Source organism: Caulobacter sp. CCH9-E1 (assembly GCF_001556515.1).
Taxonomy (GTDB): Bacteria; Pseudomonadota; Alphaproteobacteria; order Caulobacterales; family Caulobacteraceae; genus Caulobacter.
In genome coordinates this window covers 41,261-55,451 of record NZ_LSJA01000018.1, presented here as the reverse complement: position 1 = coordinate 55,451, position 14,191 = coordinate 41,261, and the positions used below count along the sequence as shown (strand labels likewise).

Annotated in this window: 20 protein-coding genes and 2 pseudogenes; 8 read left to right on the top strand and 14 right to left on the bottom strand. The window is 68.0% G+C overall.

Annotation, left to right across the window (positions count from 1 at the left end):
• The 4 genes and pseudogenes from AX690_RS01240 to AX690_RS01235 form a co-directional block, all read right to left on the bottom strand.
• A pseudogene (locus tag AX690_RS01240) lies at positions 1-233 on the bottom strand (hypothetical protein); the annotation flags it as partial.
• A gap of 62 nt (positions 234-295) precedes the next feature.
• Complete coding sequence (locus tag AX690_RS22605) at positions 296-415, bottom strand: hypothetical protein (RefSeq protein WP_137803582.1); 120 nt, start codon at positions 413-415, stop codon at positions 296-298.
• A 115-nt stretch (positions 416-530) separates the two neighbouring features.
• Positions 531-650 (bottom strand): hypothetical protein, encoded by a 120-nt coding sequence (locus tag AX690_RS21920; RefSeq protein WP_082769428.1) that lies wholly within the window; start codon positions 648-650, stop codon positions 531-533.
• Between the two features lie 67 nt (positions 651-717).
• Complete coding sequence (locus AX690_RS01235) at positions 718-1,377, bottom strand: GntR family transcriptional regulator (protein WP_066685892.1); 660 nt, start codon at positions 1,375-1,377, stop codon at positions 718-720.
• 348 nt (positions 1,378-1,725) lie between these two features.
• Here AX690_RS01235 and AX690_RS01230 point away from each other — a divergent pair, with 348 nt between their 5' ends.
• A complete protein-coding gene (locus AX690_RS01230) occupies positions 1,726-2,205 on the top strand; it encodes a helix-turn-helix transcriptional regulator (protein ID WP_066685886.1) in 480 nt (159 codons plus the stop codon).
• Here the strand turns inward: AX690_RS01230 and AX690_RS24080 are convergent.
• Both AX690_RS24080 and AX690_RS01225 read right to left on the bottom strand, forming a co-directional pair.
• The gene (locus tag AX690_RS24080; RefSeq protein ID WP_369798157.1) at positions 2,099-2,488 is read right to left on the bottom strand and encodes a transcriptional regulator domain-containing protein; all 390 of its coding nucleotides are present in this window, start codon (positions 2,486-2,488) and stop codon (positions 2,099-2,101) included. The two genes, AX690_RS01230 and AX690_RS24080, sit on opposite strands and share 107 nt — an antisense overlap.
• A 137-nt stretch (positions 2,489-2,625) precedes the next feature.
• Positions 2,626-3,632, bottom strand: a pseudogene (locus tag AX690_RS01225) (DUF2285 domain-containing protein).
• A gap of 74 nt (positions 3,633-3,706) precedes the next feature.
• Between AX690_RS01225 and AX690_RS01220 the strand changes: the two are divergent.
• Positions 3,707-3,985 carry a DNA -binding domain-containing protein gene (locus AX690_RS01220; RefSeq protein WP_066685885.1) on the top strand — a complete coding sequence of 93 codons (279 nt, stop codon included), beginning with the start codon at positions 3,707-3,709 and terminating at the stop codon, positions 3,983-3,985.
• A gap of 8 nt (positions 3,986-3,993) precedes the next feature.
• Here AX690_RS01220 and AX690_RS01215 read toward each other — a convergent pair whose 3' ends face one another.
• The gene (locus tag AX690_RS01215; protein ID WP_231732078.1) at positions 3,994-4,305 is read right to left on the bottom strand and encodes an AlpA family transcriptional regulator; all 312 of its coding nucleotides are present in this window, start codon (positions 4,303-4,305) and stop codon (positions 3,994-3,996) included.
• Positions 4,306-4,539: 234 nt separating this feature from the next.
• Here AX690_RS01215 and AX690_RS01210 point away from each other — a divergent pair, with 234 nt between their 5' ends.
• From AX690_RS01210 to AX690_RS01200, 3 genes are all read left to right on the top strand, one after another.
• Complete coding sequence (locus AX690_RS01210; protein WP_066685884.1) at positions 4,540-4,791, top strand: AlpA family transcriptional regulator; 252 nt, start codon at positions 4,540-4,542, stop codon at positions 4,789-4,791.
• Between the two features lie 394 nt (positions 4,792-5,185).
• Positions 5,186-5,473 carry a hypothetical protein gene (locus AX690_RS01205; RefSeq protein WP_156449519.1) on the top strand — a complete coding sequence of 96 codons (288 nt, stop codon included), beginning with the start codon at positions 5,186-5,188 and terminating at the stop codon, positions 5,471-5,473.
• Positions 5,463-6,749, top strand: coding sequence for a hypothetical protein (locus AX690_RS01200; RefSeq protein ID WP_066685881.1), 1,287 nt, complete (start codon positions 5,463-5,465; stop codon positions 6,747-6,749). The genes AX690_RS01205 and AX690_RS01200 overlap by 11 nt, the downstream gene beginning before the upstream one ends.
• Here AX690_RS01200 and AX690_RS01195 read toward each other — a convergent pair.
• The 3 genes from AX690_RS01195 to AX690_RS01185 all read right to left on the bottom strand — a co-directional run bounded on the left by AX690_RS01195 (position 6,746) and on the right by AX690_RS01185 (position 8,050).
• Positions 6,746-6,967, bottom strand: a complete 222-nt coding sequence (locus AX690_RS01195) for a hypothetical protein (RefSeq protein ID WP_062098090.1) — start codon at positions 6,965-6,967, stop codon at positions 6,746-6,748. The two genes, AX690_RS01200 and AX690_RS01195, sit on opposite strands and share 4 nt — an antisense overlap.
• Before the next feature lie 285 nt (positions 6,968-7,252).
• A complete protein-coding gene (locus AX690_RS01190) occupies positions 7,253-7,723 on the bottom strand; it encodes an SRPBCC family protein (RefSeq protein ID WP_231732076.1) in 471 nt (156 codons plus the stop codon).
• 45 nt (positions 7,724-7,768) lie between these two features.
• A complete protein-coding gene (locus AX690_RS01185; protein ID WP_062098094.1) occupies positions 7,769-8,050 on the bottom strand; it encodes a hypothetical protein in 282 nt (93 codons plus the stop codon).
• Positions 8,051-8,172: 122 nt separating this feature from the next.
• On the opposite strand from AX690_RS01185, the gene AX690_RS01180 reads away from it, so the two are divergent.
• From AX690_RS01180 to copD, 3 genes are all read left to right on the top strand, one after another.
• Positions 8,173-8,442 carry a DUF2933 domain-containing protein gene (locus AX690_RS01180; protein WP_066685877.1) on the top strand — a complete coding sequence of 90 codons (270 nt, stop codon included), beginning with the start codon at positions 8,173-8,175 and terminating at the stop codon, positions 8,440-8,442.
• Positions 8,443-8,505: 63 nt separating this feature from the next.
• A complete protein-coding gene (gene copC / locus AX690_RS01175) occupies positions 8,506-8,868 on the top strand; it encodes a copper homeostasis periplasmic binding protein CopC (RefSeq protein ID WP_066685876.1) in 363 nt (120 codons plus the stop codon).
• A 3-nt stretch (positions 8,869-8,871) separates the two neighbouring features.
• On the top strand, positions 8,872-9,798 hold the full coding sequence (gene copD / locus AX690_RS01170) for a copper homeostasis membrane protein CopD (RefSeq protein WP_066685875.1): 927 nt from the start codon (positions 8,872-8,874) through the stop codon (positions 9,796-9,798).
• Positions 9,799-9,807: 9 nt separating this feature from the next.
• Here copD and AX690_RS01165 read toward each other — a convergent pair whose 3' ends face one another.
• The 4 genes from AX690_RS01165 to AX690_RS01150 all read right to left on the bottom strand — a co-directional run bounded on the left by AX690_RS01165 (position 9,808) and on the right by AX690_RS01150 (position 14,182).
• Positions 9,808-10,911, bottom strand: coding sequence for an acyltransferase (locus AX690_RS01165; protein WP_066685874.1), 1,104 nt, complete (start codon positions 10,909-10,911; stop codon positions 9,808-9,810).
• A gap of 53 nt (positions 10,912-10,964) precedes the next feature.
• On the bottom strand, positions 10,965-11,219 hold the full coding sequence (locus tag AX690_RS01160; RefSeq protein ID WP_082769426.1) for a copper-binding protein: 255 nt from the start codon (positions 11,217-11,219) through the stop codon (positions 10,965-10,967).
• An 84-nt stretch (positions 11,220-11,303) separates the two neighbouring features.
• Positions 11,304-12,344 (bottom strand): copper resistance protein B, encoded by a 1,041-nt coding sequence (locus AX690_RS01155; protein ID WP_066685871.1) that lies wholly within the window; start codon positions 12,342-12,344, stop codon positions 11,304-11,306.
• Entirely contained in the window at positions 12,341-14,182 is a 1,842-nt protein-coding gene (locus tag AX690_RS01150) for a copper resistance system multicopper oxidase (RefSeq protein WP_066685870.1), read from the bottom strand. The genes AX690_RS01155 and AX690_RS01150 overlap by 4 nt, the downstream gene beginning before the upstream one ends.
• Positions 14,183-14,191: the final 9 nt, after the last annotated feature.

Sequence of the window (14,191 nt, the reverse complement as noted above, 5' to 3'; positions counted from 1 at the left end):
GGTTTGGGCGGGATCGCCCGGACCGCCAGCCTGGGCGTGTGCGTCACCAGGCCCGCCTCGATCAAGGTCTGGGCGGACGTCTCGTCGCGCGGGCTCACCGCGCCGCCGTCGTCCAACGCCACCAGCAAGCTGGCCTGGACGAGGCAGAGGTAGGCGTCGGCGGCGACATCGAGAAAGACGATGTCCTCGTCGATCGCCGCAGCATGAACATCGCGGGCCAACCACAGCGCCATCGCGGCCTCCCAGCCGATTGCCCTGTCGCGCGGCGCGGCGGCCGCGCGGCAGGACCGATCGCTCAGAACCAAGCGAGCTGGGGTTGCATCGGCTCGCGCAGGCCCTCGTCGTCGACCGAGCGGGTCAGATCGAGCGCGCCGCCGAGGCGGATCACCCGAAGGGTCGTGGTGGAGTTGGACATGGTTTTGACTTTCGCTGTGGGGCCGCATCAAAGACGCGGCGGCGTTACGGATCTCGCCGGCAGGAACGCCGACGAGGCGATGGGCGGCGCGACCGGGCGCGTCGCCGCGGCCGGGTCAGACGAAGTAGTACTGGCTGCTGCCGGCTTCCTTGATCGTGCCCTCCTCGATGGACAGGGTCAGGGCCTTGGCGGCGCCCAGGCGCAGCAGGATGAGACGGGGGGTAATGGAGGTCATGGCAGGCTCCTTTTTCGAAACGCCGCCGATCGCGGCCTCTCAAGCCAGCGCCCCGCCTGTTTGATATTCAAACGATATCCGGTCGATATTTTCCGCCCCCGGCCAGGCGCGCGATGGCGGCCGCGGCGCCCATCCGGCGGCGATGGTGCAAGCGCACCGCGCTCCTGAGCGCCACGCCATTGCCAGTCTCGAACGCCGCCACGACGCTCAGGGCCTCGGCCGCCAGATCGCTAAAGAGCTGCGCCTCGATCGGCTGGAACGGCGCCAACCGCTCAGCGGTGCGCTGGTAGGCCTGGGCGAGCATCAAATCGTCCGCGCCGAGCACGACTTCGAGGAACAGCGCCTCGAGAGTCGCGGCGGCGTCGCGCCCAGGCGCGGCGAGATCGGCGGCGAAACTGAACGGCGCGCGCAACGGCCATTGACGGTGCTTGGCGCGCCGCTCGGCGTCCGGCGCCAAGGCCGCCGCCAGATAGAGCAGGCGCAGATGATAGAGTTCGGCCAAGGCAGGGCCGTCCAGTTGAGGCCGGGTGTAGGCGGGTCCCCGTTTCTCGACAAGGTCTTCGCCCGCCAGCCGCGAAAGCGCCTCGCGCACCGGCGTCGGCGAAAGGCCCAGCTCCGCCGCGATCAGGTTGATGGGCAGGGCCGCGCCTGGCGCGTCCACGCCCAGGCGAAGACGACGTCGCAAAGCGCCCAGCGCCAGGCCAAAGGAGTCGCGCGATGGAGGCAAGGTCTTGGTCCGCGATGCCGCCTCGCCAGTTTCAACTCTGACGGCGACGGGTCGACCCTTCGACGCGGGCGAACACGTCGGCGAGCGCATTTCTCGGCGACTTCCGGCGTTTGACGCCGATTTCCGACGTCGGGACGCCCTCTGGCTCGCCGCCGAACCGCCAGCCTGCATGAACCGTGCAGGAATCCGGTACGGCCTTCCGGAAAATTCGCACGGACACGGATGAACACGCTTGGTGGTCGGCCAGGCGACATTAAATGTGGCCCAACAGCCCGGAATACGTAGGGTTGTGCTTTGACCATGGGTTCGCGTGAGGACTCATGTCTGTAGCCAGTGTCGAGTACAGCTTTGGTCAAACGCGCATCCGAGGACCTGGAGCGTCAGCGCCAGCTCCTGTCAAAGACCCTGAAACTGATCCGCGGCTTACGCCACATGAGCGCCCGCGCGGTCGCCGACGCCATGGGCATGCCGCTGCGCAGCTATTACAGCTTCGAAGCTGGCCAGGGTCCGTTGGACATCGCCAAGATCTGGCGGTTCGGCGAGGCCACCGACAGCGATCCGGCCGGCATCATGGACACGCTGATGCTCGGCTCGCCTGACCACGCCCTGCGCAGCATGGACAATAAGATCGTCTCCATTCAATTGGCCTCGTTCCGTCGGTTCAGCGACAAGGTCGGAGACCGGATGACCCACATCGGCCCGGCCATCCTGATCGAGGCGTTCAAGCGCCCGTTCGACAGTCTTGAGGATCATCTGGACAAGCGCGACGAGAACACCGAACGCTGGTTGGCGGAGAATCTGCCAAGGATGCTGCCGCCGGACGAATAGTCCTGGCCCGCCGCTGGCGGGGAACGTCGAGGATTGGCGGGCCGCGCCAGATCGCATCGACGGCGATGTCGACCGCGTCCGGATCGACCGGCGCCCGCAAGCCCCAGTGCCCGGGCAGGGTCTCCATCGCGCCAGCTCGCAGGCGCGCATAGTCCGCGCGGTAGCGAGGATTTCGTCGCAGGAACTCCCAGGCCAGACGCGCCAGGCACAGGGCGACGCCGGCTGGTTCCACGGATTCCGGGACGAGCGGGGGCGGGACGGCGGCGACGAGGGGCTTGGCCATGGCTTTATTGAAGCGCCTGATCCGCTCGCCCCGGAATCACCGGCGCCGCGAGGCTCGGCGGTCGCGCCGGAAAATTGGCGCCGTCGTGCGGTCCGCGCCGAATTCCCGTCCACGCCTACCGGTTTCCTGCACGACGTCTACCAAAGCCGGCACAGGCCGTGCAGATCTCCCGTCAGCGCACACGATGTCCCCAGGAAAGATCCGGACAGCAGCAGCATGACCGCGCTCCCGCCTCTCCAGCCGGCGGAGCGCCAGACCTCGACGGTCTTGGGCGGATCGGTGCGGGCCGGCCGCAGGCCGCAGAGCGCGCGGTAGCCGCCCGCGACGAGATCCTCGGCGGCGCGCAGCAAGCGCTGGACGCGCATGCGCATATAGTCGGATCGGCCGCCCCAATCCTCGTGAACCCGGGCCTCCCCGAACAGCAGCATGGCGATGTCGCGCTGGCTGGCCCCCGCGCGCCGGGCGTCGTGCGCCCGAAGCATTTGAACCCAGCGCGTGGCCTTCGAGCGCGAACCTCGTCCAACCGATGACAGTCGTCCGGTGTCGCGCAACGCGATCAGCGAACGCAGGCCGTCCATCGACGCCACGCCGACGCTATAGGCGGGCAGATGGAACCGGCAACGCACGGGTCCGGCCAGGACGTCGCCGTCGGCCACGGCGAAGCGAAGACGCCGCGCGCCGTCGCTGACCATCACGTGTTGATGGCCATCCTGCGTGCGCACCACGATGACGGCCAAGTCGAGCCCGCGCAGATCGAGGGCGTCTGGATCCTCGACCATCGCCGGTGTCAGGCTCAGCACCGGCACCGAACTGTCGGCTTGCCAGCGCCAAAGCACCGTAGGAACCGGGTCGGCGCCTGGGCCTTCGCCCACGAAACAGAGACCCGGGACGACGCCGGCCAGATCCTGCGCCTCGGCCACGGCCTGTCGTCGCCCAAATTCCCAGGCCCACACCGACGGGTCGGCCGCGAGCAGGGGGCGATAGGCCTCTTGGGACCTCCAGGGCGGCAATGGCGTCCGATCCGCCGACATGGCGACCCGCTCATCATGGCGCAGGACTAAAAGTCTGGCCAAAGGTCCAAGGGCTGTCGAGGGGCGGCCGGCGTCGGCGCCGGTTGCGCCTGGGCGGAAGCCGGGTCATTCATCGCCGGGTTGGACGGCCCCGACACGCTGTGGCGGGACCGTCCAGACGAAGACGAAGACCAGACGGAGGACGCGCATGGCGCCCGTGCTCGATCCTGAGATCGCCGACCTGGCGCCCTGGTCCGAGAGCCTGACGGACTACGACCTACAGCATCTGGTCGTCTACCTGCGCCTGCTCGACGCCCGCCGGGACGAGGCTGACTGGCGCGAAGTCGCGCTCTTGGTGCTGCACCGCGACGCCGCCCAGGATGAGGCCTCGGCCCGCGCCTGCTGGGAGACGCACTTGAAGCGGGCCGAGTGGATGACGACGACCGGCTACAAGGACCTCCTCACGGCCAAGACGGGCCAAGCCTAGTGGAGGCGCTAGGCGCCGCCCTCTGTTCGGAAGCGCGCCTTGGCCGGATAAACGACCCCCACGCCGACGTCGCTGGTTGAGGTCCGGGCGCCGAGCGCGACCCATGTCTGCAGATCCGCGATGCGGTAAACGACCCTGCCGCCGAGCTTCGAATAGGCTGGCCCCGTTCGGTAGGAGCGATGCTTTTCCATGGTCCTTGGCGAGAGGCTGACGAAGCGCGCCGCCTCCTTCGTGTAGAGCAGCCGGGGTGGCGGGAGCAGTTCATAGTGCGTGTGGGACTCGTGACTGGCGAACCGGAAGCGGCTCGTCTTGCAAGACATCTGGCGACGGCCGTTACCCTACCGGCCGCCCGCCACGATCTGACTCCGCCCGCCCTCGTATCGCCAACTCCGCTTTTCGTACGCGCTGGGCGCTATCGACATCGCCTGGTCCCGGTCTTGCCCCGGGCCGGGTTGCTTGAACGCCCCGCCGCGCCAAGGTGAAGGCCCATGAGCCCACGTGAATGGACGGCCCCGATCCGGTGGGCGCCGGCGCGGGCGCCGGGAGCCGACCTCATGGCCGACGAGAAGTTCCTGACCACCGAGGAGGTCGCCGAGCGCTATCGCGGCGAGGTCTCGATCGGCACCCTCGAAAATTGGCGCGCCCAACGCATCGGCCCTCCCTTTGTCAAAATCGGCAAGGCCGTGCTCTATCCGATCGAGGAATTGGACGCCTGGGACCGGCGGAATCTCGTCAGCTGCGACGACGCCAAGGTCGTGGGACGCCGCCGCCTGCGATCCGATGGCGAACCCCTCCCATTTCGCTAGCATCGGGACCACCGGCCTTGAGGCGGGCCGTTCGACGAGGCTGACGGGCGGCGGCGGACGTGGTCAACGACGGCGCGTCCGCGCGCGCGGTTGATGTGGATCATTGTCTTTGCGGCGGACGGCGCTGAAGATGGTGTTTCAGATGCAGCGCTCTGGGCTTCCTGGAGCTGACACCGATCGGTCCAGAGATGCAGAACCGCGGGACGTCACTTGATCATCCGACTTCGCGCCGCGGTCTGCGAGGCTGCGCGGTCGCCTTGATCGGCCTGTGTGGGGCCTATCAGGTCTGGCTCGGGACCTATTTCAAAGGCCGCCGGTCCTTGCGGAGGACCTGCGCTTCTTCGGCGTCGGACACGACGCGCTCAGGGCCGCCCAGCCCCGCCTCGAACCATGGTTGCACCTGGTGTTCACGGTGCTCGGCGGACAGATGGCGGCCGTCGGCGTGCTCGTGATCGGCGCGAGCGTTCGGCTCGGCCACCGGAAAGCCAGCCGCAGCGAGCTTGCCCTGTTGGCCGTGGCCGGCACCCTGTCGGTCGGAACGATGGCCGCGGTGAATTTCGCCTTGGGATCGGACTTTCGCTGGCTGCTGATCTTGCCGGCCGGACTGTGGCTTCTTAGTCTTGTGCTGGCGCTGGGCGGCCCGCCAGGGCCTGCATGGGCGGAGGACCGTCATGCCCGATGACAGCGGCGCCAGAGGCGATCTTGACGCGGTGCTGAACAGGGATTGCTTTTGCATCACATTGGATGGCGCCGGCCTGCGGGCGGCGATCGAGGCGCAAACGCGCGACGCGGACCTTCTCGCCGCGCTGCTGTCGGCCAGGCCCCACCTTTTCTCCCAAGGCCCGGTGTTCCTCTCCAGCCGCGACCTGTCGGCCATGGCCGATGTTGTCGCCGCCATCGAGGCGGCCGCGCAGAGCCCGGCCTATCAGGCGACGGTTCTGGAGTGGGCTCCCGACATCGCCCGTGCGGATTTGGGTCCGCGCGGCGTCTTCATGGGCTACGACTTTCACCTGGGCCCAGATGGCCCCAGGCTCATCGAGGTCAACACCAACGCCGGCGGCGCCTTCCTCAACGCCTTCCTCGCGCGGGCGCAGACCGCCTGCTGCCGTGAAGCCGAGGCGGCGTTGGGCGCGCCCCTGCTCGCCCAATTCGAGCCCGCGGTCTGGCGCATGTTCCTCACCGAATGGCGCCTGCAAGGGCGGCTAAGCCCGCCGCGGACCATCGCCCTGGTCGATGATGGCCCCCAGGACCAGTACCTCTACCCCGAGTTTCTCATCGCCCAGCGTTTCTTTGAACGGCAAGGCTTGAAGGCCTGGATCCTCGACCCGGCCCAACTGCGCTTCGCCGAGGGCGGGTTGCGGCACGAAGGGGAGACGATCGACATCGTTTATAATCGCCTGGTCGATTTCTCGCTCGAGGCCGCCGAGCATAGGGCCCTGCGGGAGGCTTATCTGGCCGGGGCGGTCGTGGTCACGCCCAATCCGCGCAACCACGCCCTGTTCGCCGACAAGCGCAACCTGGCCCTGTTGTCCGATCCGTCAGCCGCCGCGCGTTGGGGACTATCGCCGGATCAACAGAACAGCCTTACGGCCGTTCCGCCGACCACCCTGGTCACCGCCCAGAACGCCGAAGGGCTGTGGACCAGGCGCAAGGGGCTGTTCTTCAAGCCCGCCGGCGGTCATGGCGGCAAGGCGGTCTATCGCGGCGACAAGCTGACCCAGCGCGTCTGGTCGCAGATCCAGCAGGGCGGCTACATCGCCCAGGGGCTGGCCCCGCCCAGCGAGCGCCGGATCCGGATCGACGGCGAGATTCAGAGCCTGAAGCTCGACGTGCGCCTCTACACCTATCGCGGCGCGCCGCTGCTGCTCGCCGCCCGCGTCTATCAGGGCCAGACGACCAATTTTCGGACCCCCGGCGGGGGCTTCGCGCCGGTCTTCGTCCTCGATGCCTTGGACTAGCGCATCTTGGGACGCGCCGCCGCGACACTCGCCGGGCGGTCGGCTGGCGCCGAAAAGTGCTCGGCGGCGTCGCGCGCCATCCGGCCCACGCACCAGCGCGCATAGGCGGGGGCCGTCAGGAGCCCAAGCAGGCGGCCGGCTTGGCCCTTGGGAAGCGCGTAGCGGATCCAGACTCGCAGCTTCGAACCGTTGGGCGTGGGCGAGCGATCAAGGCCCATCTTGTCGGCTTAAAGGATGAGCAGGCGGGTGGCGCCGGTGGTTCGCCAGGCCTTGGGACGGTGCGGATCGCGTTTGGTCACGACCTCGTCGACCGCCAGAGAAAGGCCGATCTTAGCAATTCATGAAATCGCAAAATCCAACTATTATTCTCTATACGGGATACCAATAGCTAATTCTCAGAAAAATATCGCAACATCAATAATGCTCAGTATTGAATAACAATCTGACGGACTTTATAAGATATTTGTTGGCTTTCATGCAAAATACGAACCTGGCTAGCGCAATCACTTTCCGCCACGCTTGCCTTTAAAGTATTTCACAGCGTCAGCCGTCGTGCCGCCAAGGCACCAACGCCCGTAGAACCTCCCCAATAGCAAGCCGAGCCATCGGCGCGGCCCGGTTGGAAGATCGTAGTCGATCCAAACCGTGAGGCGAGAGCCCAAGGCTGTGGGCGTTATGTCGAACCCCATGCGATAGCCCGATAGAATGACGAGCTGTGAAGCGCCCGCCGTTTCCCACTGTTTTGAATGGGGTCGGTCCCGGGCCGTGACCACCTCGTCGACAAACAAGCGCAATCCCAAAGCCGAGCCGTCCATTCGAATATGGGAGCCCACGACCTGGCCGCGCCCTTCGTCGAAGTCGTACGACATCCGGCCGCCGGCCATCATCATGGACGACTTGGTCATATGGGCGGCCAGACGGGTCTGATCGTCGAGGTGGTCAAACACCTCGTCGGGCGTGGCGGTCAGGTCCACCGTCTGGCTTAATTGGCTGCCCATACGACCCAAGCCTTCTGCGTCCTACTTCTTCTCGCCCGCCATCTTCGCGGCGCAGGTCTTATGCATCTGCTCCATTTCGGCCTTGGTCAGGGCCTTGCCGTTTGGCCAGGTCGGAGCGCCGGTCTTGTCGCGCCCATGATCATGCGGCGCCGTGCGGTCCATGGCCTTGCCCATGACCGACTTGCACATTTCGTGCGTCGGCGCGTCGGCGGCAGCTGGACGGGTCGCGGTCTGTTGCTGCTGGGCAAAAGCCGTTCCCGAGACGGTCAGGACGAGTATCGAGGCGATAGCGAGCGCGCGCATGGCGTTCCTCCGTTGCAAGTGTGTTCCATGATGCGCGCCGCCCCGACCATCGCCTTGATCCGGATCAATGCCCAAATCCCCGCCTTGCCTAGTCTGGACGGAAAATCGGTGGAGCACGGCCGATGCCGTTGAACCTTACAAACCGCGCCCTCGCCTTGGCCGCGCTGTCGTCCGGCCTTGTTCTGTCCTTCTTCGTCCTGCGCGAACACTGGGCTCACGCCCTGGGCCTGGCGCCCTATCTGCTCCTGCTGGCCTGTCCCCTGATGCACCTGTTCCATCACGGTCATGGCGGTCATCGCCACGGCCGCGACGGACCTGCCCAGGCGCCGCCCCCAAAGCCGACGCCTGAGGGCCGCGTGGCATCGGGCGATGAACGGCTTGAGGCGTTTTGAGGGATCGGGCCGCGTCCCGCGTAGACACGTAGGACAAAGTCGCCCTTCAACAGGACCCGCCCCATGACCTATCGCGCTTTCCTCGCCACCGCCGTTCTGTCGGCCTCGATCCTGGCCGGCGGCCAGGCCAGCGCCCACGCCAAGCTGGTGGCCTCCGACCCCGCCGCCAACGCCACGGTCGCCGCGCCCAAGACCATCCGCCTGACCTTCAATGAAAAGCTCGCCCCAGCCTTCTCGAGCTTCGAGCTGGCCATGGCCGACGGCATGAAGGCGCCGGTCAAGACCACCGTCTCGGCCGACCGCAAGACGATCACGGGCGTGCCCAAGGGCCGGCTGATGGCGGGCGCCTACAAGCTCACCTGGCATGCGGCCGCCGCCGATGACGGTCACCGCATGGATGGGACCCTGGCCTTCACGGTGAAGTAGCCGATGGAGACCGCGGTAGTCCTCGTTCGCTGGGCGCAATATGTGACGTGCTTCGTCCTGGCGGGCGGGGCGCTCTTCGCGCTCTACGCCCTGCCGGCCGCGGGTCCGTCCAGCGCCGTGGCGCTGGGCTGGCCGCGCCGGCTCCTGGCGGGCTGCGCCGCCCTGCTGGTCCTGGCCAGCCTTCTGGGTCTCGTGCTGCAAACGGCCGTGGTCGCCGGGTCGCTTTCCGCGGCGCTGGATCCCTCGATCCTGACCTCGGTGATCAGCGAGATGGCGATGGGCGCGGCCTCGCTCGCACGGGCCCTGGCCGCGGTCGTGGCGCTGCACGTGCTTCTGCTCGCGCCGCCCGGCCGCGCCGCCTGGATCGCTGTATCAACGTTGGGGGCCGTGGCTGCGGCCAGCATGGCCTGGATGGGCCACGGCGCGGCCACCGAAGGTTTCGGCGGGAGCCTGCACCTGGCGGCCGACATCGCCCACCTCGCGGCGGCCGCCGTGTGGGTCGGCGCCCTGGTGTTCTTTCTGGGGCTGGCCGGGGTCAGTCGGCGTGACGCGCGACAGGCGCCGACCTTCCATGCCGCCCTGGCGGGTTTCTCGGGCATCGGCTCGGGCGTCGTCGCCGTGCTGGTCGCCAGCGGCCTGATCAACAGCTGGTTCCTCGTCGGGCCCATGGGCGTTGCGGCCCTGGTCCGCACGCCCTACGGGCTTCTTCTGCTTCTCAAGCTCGTTCTCTTCGGCGCCATGGTCGTGCTGGCCGCCGCCAACCGGTTTCGCCTGACCCCGGCCCTGCGCGAAGCCCTGGTCGAGCCGGCGCCGCCCAGCACGGCGGTCAAGGCGCTGCGCCGCAGTCTCGTGCTGGAACTGAGCGCGGCGATGGCGCTCGTCGCCGTGGTCGCCTGGCTAGGGCGTCTCGCGCCGATCAGCGCGCAATAGCCGCAACGTTCAGAGCACCGGTTCGTGCGCCGGCTCGGGCGTGGGGCGCCGCGCGAAGGGATCGCGCGCCCGCAACCAGTTACGCGCAGGCCGTTCGACAAGATGGTAGGCGACCATCGCGGCCAGCTGACAGGCCACGAACGCTCCTGCCCAGGCCAAGGCGATCCCGGCGCCGGACAGGTCTGGCGCCAGCCTTTCCAGAGCGTGGAAATAGACGATGTCGGCCGGAAGGTGGACCATGTAGAGGCTGTAGGAGACCTCGCCGAGATAGACGAGCGCCGGCGCCGACATCGCGCCTGGCTTCGCGGCCTTGGACGTCTCGGCCAGGCAGAAGATCAGCATAGCCAGACCCGGCCAGATATAGAGATCGCTCAGTCGCAGGTTGGCGGCGATCGCCACCCAGACCGTCGCGGCGAGCGCGCCGAATCCGGCCATGCCGGCCGGCAGGCTCAGGCTCGATCCCAAGCGATGCAGGGCCGCGCCCATCAGGAAGGCCGGGATGATCCGCAAGGCGCCGATCTGGGCGCTCATGTCGGTGAACAGCACCCCGCGCCCCTGGGCCGTCAGGAACATGGCGACGAACAGGGCGAGCACGGCGAGGACGAAGAGGCGTGGCCAACGCCTCAGCGACACCGAGGCGATGGCCGCGACCGGAAAGCCGAGGTAGGCGAACCACTCAGCCGAGATCGACCAGGAGGGGAAGTTCCATTGCACGGTGGGCGTCGTGCCCCAGGCATGCACTAGCAACAGGTGCTGGGGGAGCATGCGCGGGTCGAACGCCTGGGGATCGAAGCGGACGCCCAGCTTCAAGGCCGCGAGCCAGATGGCGATCGTCGCGGCCAGGGTGACCAGATGGACGGGATAGACCCGCGCCAGGCGCGCCCAAAGGAAGGAGCCGTAGTTGAACCGTCGCTCGGCCCAGGCCCGCGTATAGACGTGGCTGAGGATGAAACCCGACAGGATGAAGAAGAGGTCGACGCCGAGGTAGCCCTTGGCGGCCAGGCCAAAGCGCTCGAGACCAAGGTCCAGGTGGTTGCGGAAATGATAGACGAGCACCCACAGCGCCGCGCAGATGCGCAACGACGTGAGCGGACGGATGTCCGACGGATACATGGCCCCTCCCCCGAGGCAATGGTTGGAGCCGGCGAGCGCCGGCCCGATGGGCGCTAGACCGCGGTCAGGCCGACGATGGTCTGGCCCCGCAGCTTGAAGCGCACCTTGGTCCCGACGCTCAGGCCCTTCAGGAGGGTCGGATCAGCGACCTTGAAGGCCATGGTCATCGGCGGCCACTTCAGCGCCGGGATCGCTTCATGGGCCAGAGTGATCTTGGCGGCCTTGGCGTCGATGGCGCGCACGACGCCGACCGCCTCGACCGGCGCGCTCGCCTCAACCGCATGCGCCGCAGGGTCCATAGCGCTCATCTGGGCGGCCGCCGGCTGGGCCAGCAGGGTCAGGGCGCTCGCAAGAGCGAAGCATCTTCATGGAAGCCTCGCTAGGATCGATGGTCAAAACCAGGCCCTCAGGCCGAGCACGAAACTGGTCTCGGTGACCTCGTCGCCGCGCAGCCGGGCGAAGTCCGCGGCGCGCCCGAACCGCTTGGATAGGGCGACGCCGACATATGGCGCGAATTGGCGCCGAACCTCATAGCGAAGGCGCAATCCGAGCTCGCCGCTCGAGAGCCCCGAACCGATCGCCGCTGCGGGGATGTCTTGGGCGGCGAAGTTGAGTTCGGTGCGCGGCTGCAGGATCAGGCGCTGGGTGAGGCGCCAGTCGATCGCCCCTTCGGCGCGCGCGAGGACATCGCCCTTGCTGGAAACGAACACCGCTCCGCCCGCCTCGATCCAGTAGGGCAACAGGGTTTCGAACCCGACGGCGGCATAGGTGCGCGACTTGGGCTCGACATCCTGGCGCAAGCCCACCTGCAAGTCGGTATAGAGCGCCACGGGCCTGGAATAGAGCGCCTGCACCTCGCTGGCCTGAACGCCGTGACGGCCGCCCTCGCCCTCGGATTTGATCACCAGGCGATTGAGGTCGCCGCCGAACCAAGCCTCGCCGTCCCAGTGATAGCCGTTGCCCCCGGCCTGGGCGCGGTATTCCAGGAGGTTGGCCATCACCTGCGAGACCTGGGCGCCGCCATGCTCCTGCCGGAGCACGGCGCGAGCCCGGTCCATGGCGGCCGGATCGAAGACCCTGTCGGCCAGATGGTCGGTGGGCGGCGCCGGCGGAGCTGTTTCGTGATCGGGCAAGGGCGGCGGTCCCATCGCTTCGGCCGGGCGTTCCGATTGACCGGAGACAGCCAGGCCGGGCATGGCGCCCATGTCGTGGCCGGCGTGGGGGTCGGTCGCCGGCGCGACCTGCGTCTGAGGCATGGCCATGGCCGGCATGGCGCCCATGTCGTGTCCGGCATGGGGGTCGGCGGCTGGAGGCGGGGCCGCCGGCGCAGGCTTGGAACTGGGCGCGGCTGGCGCGCCGGCGTGGCCGGCGTGCTGGGCCAGGGCCGGCGCGGCCCACAGGACCGGCAAGAGGGCGATCAGCGAGGCCTTCATCGCGCGCCCTCCGCGGGGGTGTCGCGCACGCTGAAGACCTGAAACATCCCCGCGTGCATGTGATAGAGCATGTGGCAGTGGAAGGCCCAGTCGCCGGTCTCGGCGGTGAAGTCGAAGCTGACGCGGCCGCCGGGCAGGACGATGACGGTGTGCTTGCGCGGCATGTGGCCCGCCGGTCCGAAGGCCAGTTCGAAGAAGTGGCCGTGCAGGTGGATGGGGTGGGCCATCATGGTGTCGTTGACCAGGGTGACCCGGACCCGCTCGCCGTGGCGGAAGGCGTAGGGCGGCGGCCTATCGCTGAACTTGCGCCCGTCAAACCCCCACATGAACCGCTCCATGTTGCCGGTCAGGTGAATCTCGAGGGATCGCTCCGGGGCGCGCGGGTCGGGATTCGGCTCGAGGGCCACCAGGTCGCGATAGACCAAGACCCGGTGGCCGACGCTTTCGAGGCCCTGGCCAGGCTCGCCGGTGCGATCCATCGGCATCGGCGCGATCGACTGCACGCCCGGACCGAGCCTGACCTGAGGCGCGTTGTCCGGATTGCGCATGGACATGTCCATGCCGCCGTTGTCCATCTTGCCCATCACGTCGCTTCCGCGCTGGCGCGGCGGCGCCATGCCGGGCGCGGGGGTCGCGGCCTTGGCGCCCATGGCCGCGTGATCCATGCCGGACATGTCCGTGGAGCCATGGTCCATGCCCCCCATGTCCATTCCCTCCATATCCATGCCCATGTCGCGCATGGTGGTCAGCGGCCGCTCGCGCGGCGGCGGGACCTCGGCGCTCATGCCCAGCCGCGGCGCCAGGGTGGCGCGGCCCAACCCAGAGCGGTCGACCGACTCCGACACGATCGTGAAGGCCTTGTCTTCGGCGGGCTGGACGATCACGTCATAGGTCTCGGCGTTGCCGATCTGGAACTCGTCGACCTCGACGGGCCGCACGTGCTGGCCGTCGGCGGCGACCACGGTCATGCGCAGCCCCGGGATGCGGACGTTGAAGACCGACTGGGCCGCGGCGTTGATGAACCGCAGGCGCACGCGCTCGCCGGGCGCGAACAGCGCCGTCCAGTTGTCCGCGGGGCCATGGCCATTGACCAGGAAGGTGTAGGCCGCGCCGGTGACGTCGGAGATGTCGGTCGGGTCCATCAGCATCTTGGCCCAGTCCAGGCGCTCGGCCAGGGTCTGGTCCTTGCCGGCCAGAAGCCCAGCGAGGGTCTGGCGCTGGTAGTTGAATGCGCCGCTCTGCTGCTTGAGCTTCTTGAAGATCTGGTGCGGGTGCAGGCGGCTGAAGTCCGACAGCACCACGACGTGCTCGCGGTCGAAGGCCACCGGATCAGGACCGACCGGATCGATGATAATGGGCCCATAGTGGCCCATCTGCTCCTGCAGGCCCGAATGGCTGTGGTACCAATAGGTGCCCGCCTGGCGGACCTGGAATTCGTAGGTGAAGGTCTCGCCGGGCTTGACGCCCGGGAAGCTGACGCCGGGCACGCCGTCCATCTGGAAGGGCACGAGCAGGCCGTGCCAGTGGATCGAGGTGTCCTCGTCGAGCGTGTTGGTCACCGACAGGCGGACATGCTGGCCTTCCTTCAGCCGGATCAGCGGGCCAGGAACCGTGCCGTTGATCGTCACGGCGTGGCCGGCCTTGCCGTCGACCGTGATCGGCGTGTGGCCGATGGTCAGCTTGATGTCCTCGCCCGAAAGGGCGGCCGGCGCGCGGCCGGGATCGCCCGCCGCGCGCGCCCAGGACGGCAGCAGGCTCGCCAGGGTGGCGCCGCCGCCGAGGACGGCGAGCGATTGGAGAAAACGACGGCGATCGAAAGCCGCGCTGGATCGAAGCATGACAGCCCT